Annotated in this window: 14 protein-coding genes and 1 riboswitch; of the genes, 6 read left to right on the top strand and 8 right to left on the bottom strand. The window is 28.4% G+C overall.

Annotation, left to right across the window (positions count from 1 at the left end; genetic code table 11):
• From BLV71_RS12375 to BLV71_RS12355, 5 genes are all read right to left on the bottom strand, one after another.
• Nucleotides 1–1230 carry an ABC transporter permease gene (locus BLV71_RS12375; RefSeq protein WP_093870852.1) on the bottom strand — a complete coding sequence of 410 codons (1230 nt, stop codon included), beginning with the start codon at nucleotides 1228–1230 and terminating at the stop codon, nucleotides 1–3.
• 2 nt (nucleotides 1231–1232) lie between these two features.
• Complete coding sequence (locus BLV71_RS12370; RefSeq protein WP_093870851.1) at nucleotides 1233–1934, bottom strand: ABC transporter ATP-binding protein; 702 nt, start codon at nucleotides 1932–1934, stop codon at nucleotides 1233–1235.
• 256 nt (nucleotides 1935–2190) lie between these two features.
• Complete coding sequence (locus BLV71_RS12365; RefSeq protein ID WP_093870850.1) at nucleotides 2191–3261, bottom strand: DUF5074 domain-containing protein; 1071 nt, start codon at nucleotides 3259–3261, stop codon at nucleotides 2191–2193.
• A gap of 2 nt (nucleotides 3262–3263) precedes the next feature.
• A complete protein-coding gene (locus BLV71_RS12360) occupies nucleotides 3264–5135 on the bottom strand; it encodes a TonB-dependent receptor domain-containing protein (RefSeq protein ID WP_093870849.1) in 1872 nt (623 codons plus the stop codon).
• A gap of 32 nt (nucleotides 5136–5167) precedes the next feature.
• Nucleotides 5168–5366, bottom strand: a riboswitch (cobalamin riboswitch).
• A gap of 27 nt (nucleotides 5367–5393) precedes the next feature.
• Nucleotides 5394–6314 carry an ABC transporter substrate-binding protein gene (locus BLV71_RS12355; protein ID WP_093870848.1) on the bottom strand — a complete coding sequence of 307 codons (921 nt, stop codon included), beginning with the start codon at nucleotides 6312–6314 and terminating at the stop codon, nucleotides 5394–5396.
• 103 nt (nucleotides 6315–6417) lie between these two features.
• Between BLV71_RS12355 and BLV71_RS12350 the strand changes: the two genes are divergently transcribed.
• From BLV71_RS12350 to chrA, 6 genes are read left to right on the top strand one after another with little or no spacing between them, the layout of a single operon-like run.
• Nucleotides 6418–6921, top strand: a complete 504-nt coding sequence (locus BLV71_RS12350; protein WP_093870847.1) for a bifunctional adenosylcobinamide kinase/adenosylcobinamide-phosphate guanylyltransferase — start codon at nucleotides 6418–6420, stop codon at nucleotides 6919–6921.
• A gap of 5 nt (nucleotides 6922–6926) precedes the next feature.
• The gene (cobT, locus tag BLV71_RS12345; RefSeq protein ID WP_093870846.1) at nucleotides 6927–7964 is read left to right on the top strand and encodes a nicotinate-nucleotide--dimethylbenzimidazole phosphoribosyltransferase; all 1038 of its coding nucleotides are present in this window, start codon (nucleotides 6927–6929) and stop codon (nucleotides 7962–7964) included.
• Nucleotides 7965–7967: 3 nt separating this feature from the next.
• Nucleotides 7968–8735, top strand: coding sequence for an adenosylcobinamide-GDP ribazoletransferase (locus BLV71_RS12340; protein ID WP_093870845.1), 768 nt, complete (start codon nucleotides 7968–7970; stop codon nucleotides 8733–8735).
• Nucleotides 8720–9250, top strand: coding sequence for an alpha-ribazole phosphatase (gene cobC / locus BLV71_RS12335; RefSeq protein WP_093870844.1), 531 nt, complete (start codon nucleotides 8720–8722; stop codon nucleotides 9248–9250). The genes BLV71_RS12340 and cobC overlap by 16 nt, the downstream gene beginning before the upstream one ends.
• A 6-nt stretch (nucleotides 9251–9256) precedes the next feature.
• The gene (locus tag BLV71_RS12330; RefSeq protein ID WP_093870843.1) at nucleotides 9257–10369 is read left to right on the top strand and encodes an ABC transporter substrate-binding protein; all 1113 of its coding nucleotides are present in this window, start codon (nucleotides 9257–9259) and stop codon (nucleotides 10367–10369) included.
• Nucleotides 10370–10395: 26 nt separating this feature from the next.
• Nucleotides 10396–11538: a chromate efflux transporter gene (gene chrA, locus BLV71_RS12325; protein WP_255405192.1), complete on the top strand. Its 1143-nt coding sequence runs from the start codon at nucleotides 10396–10398 to the stop codon at nucleotides 11536–11538.
• Nucleotides 11539–11616: 78 nt separating this feature from the next.
• Here the strand turns inward: chrA and BLV71_RS12320 are convergent, their stop codons facing one another.
• From BLV71_RS12320 to BLV71_RS12310, 3 genes are all read right to left on the bottom strand, one after another.
• Nucleotides 11617–12570, bottom strand: coding sequence for an acetyl-CoA carboxylase carboxyltransferase subunit alpha (locus BLV71_RS12320; protein WP_093870842.1), 954 nt, complete (start codon nucleotides 12568–12570; stop codon nucleotides 11617–11619).
• A 93-nt stretch (nucleotides 12571–12663) separates the two neighbouring features.
• The gene (locus BLV71_RS12315) at nucleotides 12664–13569 is read right to left on the bottom strand and encodes a DMT family transporter (RefSeq protein WP_093870841.1); all 906 of its coding nucleotides are present in this window, start codon (nucleotides 13567–13569) and stop codon (nucleotides 12664–12666) included.
• Nucleotides 13556–14641 carry an LptF/LptG family permease gene (locus BLV71_RS12310; protein WP_093870840.1) on the bottom strand — a complete coding sequence of 362 codons (1086 nt, stop codon included), beginning with the start codon at nucleotides 14639–14641 and terminating at the stop codon, nucleotides 13556–13558. The genes BLV71_RS12315 and BLV71_RS12310 overlap by 14 nt, the downstream gene beginning before the upstream one ends.
• Between the last annotated feature and the right edge of the window lies 1 nt (nucleotide 14642).

The following is a 14642-nucleotide window of genomic DNA, read 5'->3' as shown; positions in this document are numbered from 1 at the left end:
TTAATCTGCTCTTAAGGCTACTATTGGTTTAATGTTCGCTGCTTTTTTCGCTGGTAAATAACCAGCTATAACACCTGCTAAAACTAGTGTAATGGTCGCGCCTACAACAACCGGGGTTGAAACTCCTGGGTTTAGAATAAAGTATTTTTCTAAAGTAGGTCCTGATAATTTTAAAATACCTACACCAAACATTAAGCCTATATACCCTGATAATGCTGTAATAAAAATAGCTTCTAACATAATCATAGAAATAATAGATTTAGGAGTTGCTCCAACAGCTTTTCTAATTCCTAATTCTTTAGTACGCTCCTTTACAATGTATACCATAATATTACTAATACCTACAACACCCGCTATTAATGTACCCGAACCAATAATTAAAATTAAAATACCTAAAACAACCATCATTCCTGATACATTCTTGTTACCTTCAGCATAGTTATTTACTCTAATTCCTCTTTGGTCATTAGGTGCTACTTCATGTTTCTTTTTTAAAGCCCTAAGCATACCATTACTAAAAGCAATTGCTTCATCTACACTTAACTTAGGGTCGTACGTCATACCAAATTCACCAATATGGTCATTATTCCCATAAATTTGCTGCATTGTTGTAAACGGTGTATAAATATATCGTTCATCACTGTCTCCTCCTGGATCAGAAAAAACTCCAATTATTTTATACATGATTCCACCTATATTTAAAAGTTTACCATAAGCACTAATTTGACCAAATAAGTCTTTTTCAACCATGCGACCAATAACAACAACTTTAGATCTTTTGTTAATGTCTCTAATATTTAAAAAACGTCCTTCTGTTACTTCAGCAGATTCTAATAAATCATACTTAGGATAAACTCCTCGCATAGTATAATTATCTTCTTCTGTTTTATACACCACCTTTACCCCTCTTTGTATACGTGGACTTATCATTTGAATTTTATCGGAATACTTTTCTTTTAAAAATTCGAAATCATCATTTTTAAATTGAATTCTACGCCCAATTTGATTTCCTTTATAAGCTTTTGTAGTTCTATTTCCCCAAATATAAATTGAGTTGATTGCATCTTTAGCAAACTCATTTTTAAATGTATTTTGAAGTCCGTTTCCAATACCAAAAAGCAAAGTGAAAAGTAAAATAGCAAAAGCAACAGTAAAACCAGACAATGCAGAACGTAATTTATTTTTACTAATACTTTGAAATATTTCTCTCCAACGATCTAAATCAAACATAATTATATTGCTTTGGCTTTATTCTTTACTCCAGTCAATTCATCACTAATAATCACTCCATCTTTTAAGCGAACAACTCTATTCGTTTGTTCTGCTACTTCTTCCTCATGAGTTATCACAAAAACAGTCATCCCTTCATCATTAATTTCTTTTAATAAATCCATTACAGAATCTGTTGTAGTTGAATCTAATGCTCCTGTAGGCTCATCTGCCAATACAACTTTTGGTTTAGTTACTAAAGCTCTAGCAATGGCAACACGTTGTTTTTGTCCTCCTGAAAGTTCATTAGGCAAATGATTTGCCCAATCTTTCAACCCTACTTTATCTAAGTAAGCTAATGCTGTTTCTAATCTTTCTTTTCTCCCCATTCCTTTATAATACAATGGTAAAGCTACATTTTCTAATGCAGTTTTGTAGGATATCAAGTTAAAAGACTGAAAAACAAAACCTAAAAATTTATTACGTAAAACAGCTGCTTTTTTTTCATTCAAATTTTCAATTAATTGTCCATTTAAATAATAGTTTCCTTCATCATGTGTATCAAGTAGTCCTACTATATTCAATAAAGTAGATTTTCCTGATCCTGATGACCCCATAATTGATACAAATTCTCCTTCTTTAATATGTAGGTCTAAGCCTTTTAAAACATGAAGAGACTCTTTACCTATTGGGTAAGACTTATGTAAATTTTCAATTCTTATCATTCGTTAGTTAATTTTTATACTAAAGTAAAAATCGATTAACTATTTATATACTAATTCTCTGTTAAAACGTTAATTACTTTCCTACAAGACGTTTGTTTTAAAATTATGTTACAAAAAAATATAATAATTTTACACAAAAAAAAGTCAGGGCTGAAAACTAACAACTTATATAAAAAACAAAAGCTCACATTTAAGTGAACTTTTGCTACTATAAATGAACTTTATAGATTTAAGGGGAGATATTATTATAAACTTATTAGTTAAAATAAATTTTAGAAGCTCCTAAAGCAACTTCTTTTGTTTCTTTTTTGGTTTTTGTTACTAAGTCATAAACATTCAACTTACTTAATCCAGTAAAACTAGCATCTAATATATATAAATTATTATCCTTTACTGCCAACCCATATAAATAACCAGCATCAGTTGTTATCAATTTTGCTGTTGGAAGAACTATTGCATTGTCTTCTACTTTATAAATATCTTTACCTAAACTGTAATAAATACTATTGTTACTAACTACCATTTGAGACGGGTGATCTCCTTCTTTAAACGTTAACTCTGATTCCCATCTATTTTCAGTTGTATCAATAAAAGTAATTGCTCCTTTAGTATGACCAGTTACATTCCAACTTGTATCATAAATTGTTTTTCCTTCACATAAAACAACTAATTTACCAGAATTGTTGATATATAGTTCATCCGGCTTGTCTTTAATTGTAATCTCTTTATCTACCTTTTTTGTAGAAATATCTATCACGCTTATTTTGTTATTAGTTCCAAACGCTCCTTTATGTGACACATATAATTTACCATTTTTAGATACTATTCTTTCAGGACCTAAGACAACATCTATTTTACCTTCATTTTGAAATGAAGATAAGTTTACAATAGCAACAAAATCATCATTATCATTATCGGTTGCTCCCCAGTTTGTTACATATCCTTTATCACCTACAATGGTCATATATCTTGGTTTAATTAAACCTGTTGTAATTGTTCCTTCTTTTTCGAAAGTAAAACGATTCACAACAGTAATCGTATTTTGATTATCTGCTATAATATACGCTCTATCTTTATCAAAAGAAATTGATTGAACATATTCTCCTAATTCTACTTTATTTACTTTTTTATAAATAGATTTTTCTACAGTTGAAAGATCATTTGACACATATGAAACCGAGCCTGAAACCGTTGTTGTTCCTTCACCACTCACTAAAATTCCATTCTCATAATCTCCTTTAGGTAAATTCGATTCAGCATCATCACTACATGATGTAAAAAGAATGGTTCCTAAAAATAATACCCCAAATAATTTAGTTATTTTCATTTTTAAAATTTATAATTGATATTTATATTAAAATTTCTTTCTGGCATTGGCCTCCTCGGCAAAACTACATACTTTTTACCAAGTAAATTATTTATTTTAAACCCTAAGGTTAAACTTTTATTTAGTTTCTGAAATACTTTATACTCACCTCCTGTATTTAACAAGAAAAAACTTGGAACATTAAAGTCTTCTGAATTTTCTTCAGTTGTATATATTTTTCCATTAAATAATGATTGAAAAAATAGAGAAGCTTTTTTATAACTAATAGTCAAATTACTATTTAATAAATGCTTAGGAACAAAGGTTAAAAATTTATCTGTTCTTGTATTTTTAGCAAGAGTATAATTATAATTAATACTTGTAACTACTTTATAGTTTTTATAGTCAAGATTATAATTAAAACTTGCCTCAATTCCTTTATTCTTAGTTTTTGATAAATTAATAGGCACCCATACTCCTGGTCTATTAGGATCTCCTGAAGGAGTCCAAACAATTTTATCTTCAGTATTAATATAATATCCGCCTATATCAATAGATAGCTTTTTATTTTTATACCCAACACCAACTTCTCCTTGTAAAGATATTTCTGGTAATAAATCTAAATTACCTTGTCCAGGCCAAAATAAATCATTGTATGTAGGTACTCTATAATTTTTAGATCCATTAACTCTTATATAAAATTTTGAAAACGGTCTTATTTTTAATCCTGCGGAATATACAAATGGAACATTGTAGTCAGAATTGAAGTCTTTTCTTAATTTAATATTAAATGAAATAAGTTTTTTGATGTTTTGGCTATAAATGAAATATTGAGAAAATTGTTTCCTATTTTTTTCTTGAATCATGTCTGTTGAACCAAAGGTAGATTCATATTCAGAAAAAGAAGATACTGTTGCATTTATTTGAGGAAGTTTTAAATCTACTGAATACCCTCCTATAAATCTTCTTGACTTTCCAAAATTAAATTTTTCTGAAAGTTTATTTGAAAAGTATTGATACTTCTGTGTTAAGTAAGCTACTTTTATTTCATGATTTATATTTCGAGATGAAAAACCATAAATCAACATATTTCTATAATTAGTATCCTTATATTTTTCATTTGCTGAACTTGGGTTTGGCAATGTTCCCGAAAAATGACGTTCTCCTAAATAACTCGTACTAAAAAACTTAAGCTCAGAATTATTTTTAAATCGATATCCAAAACCTAAATTTATTCCATAATTCTCATAATTACCATTTGTATTATTAAACTCAGTATTAAAAAGCTTAAAATCATTATCAGAGAAATTATGAGATATCCCTAACGAAACAGTGTAATTATTATCAGAAATTTTTGATTTATAGATAGAATTAAATGTAGAATAATTTCCTCCAGAAAAAATAAATTCGTTATTAATTTTAAATGTATCATTATATTGAAGTATATCGTTTAAATGTATTGTCCCGCCTATAGCTCCAGAACCATATTCAATACTTCCTCCCCCACTTCTTATATCAATTGCATCAAATAAATTAACTGTTAATGAATTAAATCCTGTTTGGCCGTTATTAACTGAGTTTATATTTATCCCATTCCAAACTACAGCTGTATTGGAGGCACTTGTTCCTCGAAAACTTACTGAACTAGTTCCTCCTTTACCATACTCTTTTAAGTATATTGATGAATTATACCTAATTAAATCTGTAAATGACCCTAAATTTCTAGTTATAACGGAATCAGAAAGGTTTATTATTTTCTGACCATCTGAATATTTTTGTAATTTTTTAGTAGAATTAATAATAATTTCGTCTAAACGATTATAAATAGAGTCGTTTTGACTTACACTTATAAGTGTATAAAAAAAGAATGAAAAGGCTATTATTTTTTTTATCATCTTTACATTAAACTTTTATCCCGAAAGTTTGATTTACATCAATATTATTTGGCAGGTCTCCTGGCTTGCTTATTGTAATTTGTCTTCCCATTTAAAATAAAACAGTGACGTAAAGATTAATTACAATATTATTAGCTTACAGTTGCGGGAACAGCCTCGGTTTTTAACCGAATTCCCTTTTAATTTCCTTTAATTAATTGTTAAAGAAAAACCAAAAATAATGGCAAATGTATTCTATTATTACATACCTACAACAACTTAGCTGTAATAATTTGAAAATTTAACTTTTAACTCATCAGCAATAGTATAATGATTAGGGTGAATCATTTGGGCCAAACACTCTATACCATCTACTAAAGTACTTGCTGATGATTGAGTAAACATAGCAAAATCAGCAATGTATACCTTTTTATTTTTCACTGCTCTTAAAGTATTCCATTCTTTTTTATCTTCTAAAAACTTCATATCTTCAAGAGTTCTTTTTATTCCATAACCACAAGGTGCTATAATTAACACTTCAGGATTATACTTAACAATTTTATCCCAAGAAATAACTATACTATCTCCAGATGGATGTGATAATAAATCTACCCCTCCAGCATATCCTATTTGATGAGGAATCCAGTGTCCGCAATTAAACAAAGGGTCAATCCATTCTAATAATAATACACTTTTAGATTGTATTTTATGTATCCTTTGAATATCTACAATATTATATATTCTTTCTTTTAATCCGTTTACATAATTAATTCCAATACTTTCTTGGTTCATTTCTCTTGCAATAGTCAAAGCATTATTAAAAACATCTTCTAAAGAGTTTGGTGTTATTGAAACTAATTTTGGGTGCTTCGCTAACTTGTAAGCTGATTTTGCAACAGATTCTGTATCTATTTGACAAACATCACATACATCTTGCGTAAAAATAAGGTCAGGCGATATACTCTTAAGAATAGGTTCATCTACATAGTACAAAGTACCTCCTTCAGCTTTAGTTCTTGAAAAAATATCAGTTATTTCTTTACTGGTTAATTCCTTTCCTTCTAATTTATATCGAACAGCAACTTCTTTTTCTTTTAATGCTATTTTAGGGCATTCAAAAGTTATTCCATTTAAATAATTTTGCAACCCCATGTCGTAAATCATTTGGGTTACTGCTGGCATAAAAGAGGATACAATCATTTGTTTGTTTTATCTAAAAAAAACAAAAGTAAATAGTAATTTACTTTAATCTTCGTTTTATTAAAAATCTTTGCAATATTTGTCTTCTCTATTTAACATATCTATGATTTACTATATAACAGGAGGTGAACGTTCAGGAAAAAGCAGTTATGCTCAAAAACTTGCTGAATCTTTATCTGATACTCCAATATACCTTGCAACCTCTCGTATTTGGGATGATAATTTTAAAGAACGCGTTGAAAGACACATTTCTGACAGAGATGATCGTTGGACAACTATTGAAGAAGAAAAATTAATTAGTACCTTTATTTCTGAAAAACAAACTGTAGTTATAGATTGTGTTACTTTATGGCTTACCAATTTTTATCTAGATACAAAAAACGATGTGCAGTTAAGTTTAGAATTAGCAAAAAAAGAAATAAATAAGTTAGCTCAAATAGATGCTAACATTATTATCATTTCTAATGAAATAGGCATGGGACTGCATGCTCAAACTGAAGTAGGTAGAAAATTTACTGAATTACAAGGTTGGACCAACCAATACATTTCAAAACATGCTAATAAAGCTATTTTTATGGTTTCTGGACTACCTTTAACGTTAAAATAAACTCAATGAATACAATAATACCCACTCTTTCTAAAAAATCACAAAATACTATTCAAGAAGAAATAGATTATAAAACAAAACCAATTGGAGCATTAGGAGTATTAGAAACCATAGCTTTACAAATAGGGTTAATTCAAAGCACTTCTACCCCAATTCTATCAAAACCTACTATTATGGTTTTTGCGGGTGATCATGGTATCGCAAAAACAAACAAGGTGAGTCCATACCCTCAAGAAGTAACACAACAAATGGTTTTTAATTTTTTAAATGGAGGGGCAGCTATCAATGTTTTTTGTAAACAAAATTCTATTAATTTAAAAATTATTGACGCAGGTGTTAATGCCGATTTTGAAACTAACTCTGAATTAATCAACGCAAAAATAGCTAAAGGAACAGCTGATTATAGTTTAAAAAAAGCCATGTCATTACAAGAATGTGAATTAGCGTTTACTAAAGGAAAAAAACTTGTACGAAAAATATACAGTGAAGGTTGTAATATTGTAGGTTTTGGAGAAATGGGAATTGGAAACACTTCTTCAGCATCGCTTTTAATGAGTTATTTCACAAATACACCTATAGAACAATGTGTTGGTAGAGGTACCGGAGTAAATGATGAAGGTTTAAAAACTAAAATAAATACATTAAAAGAAGTATATGATTTTCATAAAAACTCACTAAATACTCCCATTGATGCTTTAATTTCTTTTGGTGGGTTTGAAATTGTTATGATGTGTGGAGCCATGTTAGAGGCAGCTTCATTAAAAATGACAATACTAATTGATGGTTTTATTGTTACTTCTGCTTTATTAGCTGCGAATGCACTTAATTCAAATATTTTAGATTATTGTATTTTTTGTCATACATCTGGAGAGCAAGGCCATACAAAAATGTTAAATTATCTAAACGCTACACCTCTAATTAATTTAGGCTTACGATTAGGTGAAGGAACTGGATGTGCTGTTGCTTTTCCCATAATTAAATCTAGTGTAAACTTTTTAAATGAAATGGCTACTTTTAAAAGTGCAAACGTTTCTGAAGCTTAAAACATGAAAAATCAAATTCATTACTTTTTAACAGCTGTACTATTTTTCACTAGAATACCTTGCCCTAAGTGGGTTGATCACTCTCCTGAAATATTAAATAAAAGTAGTAGATACTTTTCTTTAGTAGGAATATTAGTTGGCTCAATAGCTTCCTTATCATATTTTATTACTTCTTTTCTTTTTACTCAGGATATTGCTATCATACTAAGTATGATAACATCTATTTGGATTACAGGTGCTTTTCATGAAGATGGGTTTGCAGATGTATGTGATGGTTTTGGAGGTGGGTGGACTAAGGAAAGAATATTAATGATTATGAAAGATTCTAGACTAGGAACTTTTGGAGTAAGTGGTTTAATATTTATTTTAGCTTTAAAATTTCTAGCTTTATATCATTTACAAGACCTATCAATTAACCTTATTATTGTTATTATTTCTGGACATAGTATTAGTCGATTTATAGCTACTTTATTACTCTATACTCACGAATATGTTAGAGATATTGATAGTTCTAAAGTAAAACCAACTACCCAACAAATGAGTACCAAATCACTAATCATATCAGGTGTATTTGGTGTACTCCCTTTACTTTTTTTTCAAAAAAATATAATCTTTTTAGCCTTACTTCCATTGTTAGTTACTTTTCTTTACATGGGACATTTTTTTAAAAAATGGATTGGCGGACAAACTGGAGATTGTGCTGGTGCCTTACAACAAATTTCTGAAGTTATTTTTTATTTATCTATTTTAAGTTTATGGAAATTATTTTAATAAGGCATACTACACCTGATATAGCAAAAGGTATTTGTTATGGTCAATCAGATATTAACATTAGAGATTCTTTTTTAGAAGAAATTAAGCCTATTTTAAAAGAAATGCCTGTGAACAATGAAAATGTAACTTTTTATAGTAGTCCATTAAAACGTTGTGCAATTTTAGCAAAAGAATTAACTACAAAAATTACTTTTGACAATCGATTAAAAGAATTGAACTTTGGTGATTGGGAACTAAAAAAATGGGATGAAATTAATAGAGTGGATTTAGATATTTGGATGAACGATTTCGTTAATGTTCCAACAAAAAATGGAGAATCATATATTGATTTACATCAAAGAACTACATCTTTTTTAAAAGAAGTGAAACAAAATAAAACAAAAAAGGCTATAATAGTTACTCATGCAGGAGTGATTAGAAGTATTTGGTCATATATAAACAATATACCATTAGAAAAATCCTTTGATTTAAAACTTGCTTATGGTGCTATTATAAAACTAAATTTAGTTTAAAATATTATGAAACAATTTTTATTATTATATATAATATCTTTTTTTTTAATTCAATGTAAATCATCTAATCAAAAAGAAAGTATTAAAAAAACAGATAAAATAAGCGTATTAAAATATGCTAAAGGTTTTGAAATTATTACTAAAAATGGTTATAAAGAGTTAATTATAAAAAAGGTATTTCAAAAGTCAAGCAAACAATTTTCTTACATACTTAGTAACTCTAAAAACAATAAAAATGAAATTAAAGTGCCAGTTAAAAAACTGGTAGTTACTAGTACTACGCACATTCCAATGCTAGAATTATTAGGTTCAGAAAGCGCTTTAGTAGGTTTTCCTAATACCCAATATATATCTTCTAAAAAAACTAGAAATAGAATTAAGCAAGGAAAAGTAATCGAATTAGGTTCTGAGCAAAGTATGAATACGGAAAAATTAATGGACTTAAACCCTGAACTTGTTGTTGGTTTTTCATTACACCCAAACAATAAATTATATGAGAATATAAAAAAAGCAGGTATTCCTGTAGTTTTTAACGGAGATTGGCTAGAAGAAACTCCTTTAGGTAGAGCAGAATGGATAAAGTTTTTTGGTGCTTTACTTAACAAAGAAAAAGAAGCCGATAGTATTTTTAACAAAATAGAAGCAGAATATTTAAAAGCTAAGAATATTGCCAAAGAAAATAATAAAAATATCACTGTTATTTCGGGCAGTATGTTTAAGGATGTTTGGAATGTTCCTGCAGGAAAAAGTTTTTTTTCATCGTATTTTAAAGACGCAAATCTTAATTATTTATGGAAAGACACGAATGGAACAGGTAGTTTACAACTTAGTTTTGAAGAGGTTTTAGATAAAGGGAAAAAAGCAAATTTTTGGTTTAATTGTGGACTGTATGAAACAAAAACACAATTAACAACTGCCAATATTCATTACAAAGAATTTGATGCTTTTATAAACAACAACTTATATTCTATTGCTCACAATAAAGGTGAAACTGGTGGTTTAATATATTTTGAATTATCTCCAGTACGTCCAGACCTTGTTTTAAAAGATTTAATAAAAATTACTCAACCAAATTTATTACCAAACTATCAATTATCTTTTTACAATCGTGTAAAATAACTAGTTTAGCTATATAACAAAATATTTTGAGCGAAATAAATAAAACAGTATCACAAAAAAAAGACTTAAAAGAAGTAGCTACTTTATTTTTTAAACTAGGATGTATTGCATTTGGTGGACCAGCTGCACATATAGCAATGATGGAAGATGAAGTTGTTACAAAACGAAAATGGATGACTCAAGAACATTTTTTAGATCTTGTAGGTGCTACTAATTTAATTCCAGGCCCTAATTCTACCGAAATGACTATGCATTGTGGACATGAAAGAGCCGGATGGAAAGGATTATTTGTTGCTGGGATTTGCTTTATTTTTCCTGCAGCTTTAATTACTGGAGTTTTTGCTTGGCTTTACCAAGAATATGGCCAATTACCAGATATCAATCCTTTTATTTATGGTATAAAACCAGCTGTAATTTCAATAATTTTAATGGCAGCTTATAAATTAAGTAAAAAAGCTATAAAAAGTAAACTGTTAGCCTTACTTTGTATTTTAGCAATAATAGCATGCTTGTTTGGAGTAAATGAAATTATTGTTCTTTTTGGAGCTGCTATTTTAGGTGTATTATTATTTTTTATTAAAAGAAATAATAATTATTTAAACAGCATTATTCCTTTATTCATTATGCAATTTAGCACAGAAACCAAAGTATCAACTTTAAGTGTGTTTTTAGTTTTCCTTAAAATTGGAGCAATACTTTATGGTAGTGGTTATGTATTATTTGCTTTCCTTGACTCAGAATTAGTAGCTAATGGTTGGCTTACTAAACAAGTCTTACTAGACGCTATTGCTGTAGGACAAATAACTCCTGGGCCAATTTTAACTACAGCTACTTTTATAGGGTGGCAAATGAATGGTTTTTTAGGAGCTTTAGCTGCTACATTTGGAATATTTCTACCTTCTTTCCTTCTTGTTTTAATACTAAACCCATTAATTCCTAAAATGCGAAAATCAAAAGTAATAGGAAATATTTTAGATACCGTTAATGTAGCTGCAGTAGCTTTAATTATAGCCGTTTGTTTAGAAATGGCTAAAAATACTATCACAGATTGGAGAACAACTTTAATAGCGATAGTTAGTTTACTTATTGTTTTTTTATTTAAAAAATTAAATAGTGCTTTTATTGTTTTAGGAAGCTCTTTTCTAGGATATTTATTAACTTTTATTTAATTCTAAAATTACTTTTATAAAAAAGAGCATCTTATAAATTTAAGATGCTCTTTTATTATATATAATTTAGGAAAAAAATTACTCTTTATATACTCCCATATTAGCATATTTTTCCATTCTTTGTCCAACCAACTCAACTTTATCTAACACTTTCAATTCTTCAAAAGCAGTTAAAATTTGGTTTTTTACAGCTTCATAAGCTCCGTTTCTGTCTGAATGTGCTCCACCAACTGGTTCTTCAATTATTCCATCAATTAGTTTTAATTTTTTCAAATCATCACTAGTTAATTTCAATGCCTCAGCAGCTTGTTCTTTAAACTCCCAGCTACGCCATAATATTGATGAACAAGACTCAGGAGAAATTACAGTATACCATGTGTTTTCCATCATATACACTCTATCTCCTACTCCAATACCAACTGCTCCTCCTGATGCTCCTTCTCCAATAATAATAGTTATTACAGGAGTTTTTAAACGAGTCATTTCAAGTATATTACGAGCAATAGCTTCACCCTGACCTCTTTCTTCAGCTTCTAAACCAGGATATGCACCTGGAGTATCTACTAATGTTACTACAGGTATACCAAATTTCTCAGCCATTCTCATTAACCGTAAAGCTTTACGGTATCCTTCAGGATTAGCCATACCAAAATTACGATATTGACGTGTTTTAGTATTATACCCTTTTTGCTGTCCGATAAACATAAACGATTGATCACCTATTTTACCTAAACCACCAATCATTGCTTTATCATCTTTAACACTTCTATCTCCATGTAATTCCATAAAAGTATTTCCGCAAATAGCTTTAATATAATCTAGAGTATAAGGTCTATTAGGATGGCGTGATAATTGTACTCGTTGCCAAGGTGTCAAGTTTTTATATATATCTTTTTTAGCTTTCTCTAATTTTTTTTCAATTTTCTTACAGGTCTCTGTAACGTCAACATCACTTTCTTTTCCTATATCAAAGCATTTTGCCAATTGATCTTCTAATTCTTTAATTGGCATTTCAAAATCTAAATATTCCATTGTGTATAGTTTGATTTTCTACTTATTTAATCAGTTGTTTGTAAAAGCAAACATACTAAAAATTTGCACAGTTATATTATTACTAACTCTTTTTTACTTATTTTTTGTTCTTATTTTTTTTTCAATAGCTCTTTTATTCTTCAGTAAACCATTTAATAATACTACAAATAAAACAATAGCAGCTCCGTAATAAAATTCTATATTCATTTGTTCTTTTTCTCCAAAAATAATTAAAGCTAATATTATAGCGTATACGGGCTCTAAGTTAATAGTTAGCATTACTGTATATGGAGTTAAATATTTCATTACGTGAACGGAGGCTATAAAAGCATAAGCAGTACAAATACTACTTAATAATAATAGATAAAACCAATCTGACAATGGTAAACTAAAAAATTCTAATGAAAATTGATTTGTAAAAATCAAAAATACAGTAACACCTAAAACGCCAAAAAGTAGTTGATAAAATGATATTAAGTCTGCTTCATACTTTTTTACAAATAATCCATTTAATACTGAAAATAAAGCAGACAAAAAAGAGGAAATCAATGCATATATAATTCCTAAAGTATATTTGCTTTCAAAATTAAATATAATATATAACCCAAAAATCACCAATAAACCTAGTAAGATTTCAATTGCTTTTATTCTTCTTTTGAAAAAAACAGGCTCAATTAATGAAGTAAAAAAAGCTCCTGTACTCATAGTTACTAGAGCTACTGATACATTTGATACTTTTATTGCTTTAAAAAAAGTTATCCAATGTAATGCTATTATTAAACCTGAGATTACAAATTTTAAAATTGCCTTTTTTTCTATTTTAAAGCTCTTCTTTTTTACAATAAAATAAATAGCTATAAAAATAACAGCTAGTAGCATTCTAAACCAAACTAATGGTACAGCATTAATAGTTATTAAAGCTCCTAAAATAGCGGTAAAGCCCCAAATAAAAACTATAAAATGTAATAGTAAATAATGCTTAAGTTTACTTTCTTGCATTTATATATAAGTATATCGCATAAATACCAAATATGATATTTGGCGTCCAAACATTTATTAAAGGATTTGCATCGGCAACAGCACCAAGAACTTCAGCTATTTTTAAAACAAATATGTACACAAACATAATAGCTAAACCAAAAGCTAAATTAACTCCAATTCCTCCTCTTTTTTTCTTATATGCTAAAGCTACTGCTATTAAAGTTAAAATATATGAAGCAATAGGTAAGCTAGTTCTTTTATACAGCTCAACATAATAAGCGTTTAAATTTTTAATACCTCTTTTTTTAGATATGGTAATAAAATCTATCAGCTCATTTGATCCCATTTCTTGGGCAACAATAGACTTATAATTAAAATCTTTAGGTGTAAATGCAAAAGTTGTATCCATATTATTTCCTGAAGAAATAATATCTCTATCTTTTAGTACTTTACGTATTTTCCAATTATATAATTTAAAAACGCTATCGTTTTTATCCCAATTTATATTTTCTGAAGTTAATTTATATTTTAATTGAATTCCTTTATAAGTTTCAGTTGAGAAATTGTATCCCGAATTTCTTTCTAAGTTAAATCTTTGTATAAAAACATAAGTACTATCATTTAATTGTAAACTAAAGTCCCTTATAGAATTATCAACATAATGTCTACTTGATAGGTATTTTTTTTCAAATGTCCTTCTTGTTTTACTACTAGATGGCACAAAAAAATGATTCATTAAAAGTGCAACTGTTGTTATAATAGTAGCACCAACAAAATATGGATATAAAAATCTAGTAAACGATATTTGTGAGCTATTAATAGCAACTATTTCAGTGTTATTAGCAAGCTTAGATGTAAATAAAATCACAGCTATAAACAATGCTAATGGCATAAATGTATTAACATAGTAAATTATAAAATTTACATAATAATCATTTACAACTTCAAATAATGTTAAGCTTTCATTTCTTAAAAACTTATCTATTTTCTCAGCAATATCAATAGCAACCGCTATTGGTATCAATATAAGTAAGGTAAACAGAAAAGTTACCAAATAACGTTTTAATATGTACCTATCTAATAATTTCAAA

This window comes from Tenacibaculum sp. MAR_2010_89, from assembly GCF_900105985.1.
Taxonomy (GTDB): Bacteria; Bacteroidota; Bacteroidia; order Flavobacteriales; family Flavobacteriaceae; genus Polaribacter; species Polaribacter halocynthiae.
Note: the sequence above shows the minus strand (reverse complement) of the source record. Positions and strands in the feature narration are given on the sequence as shown.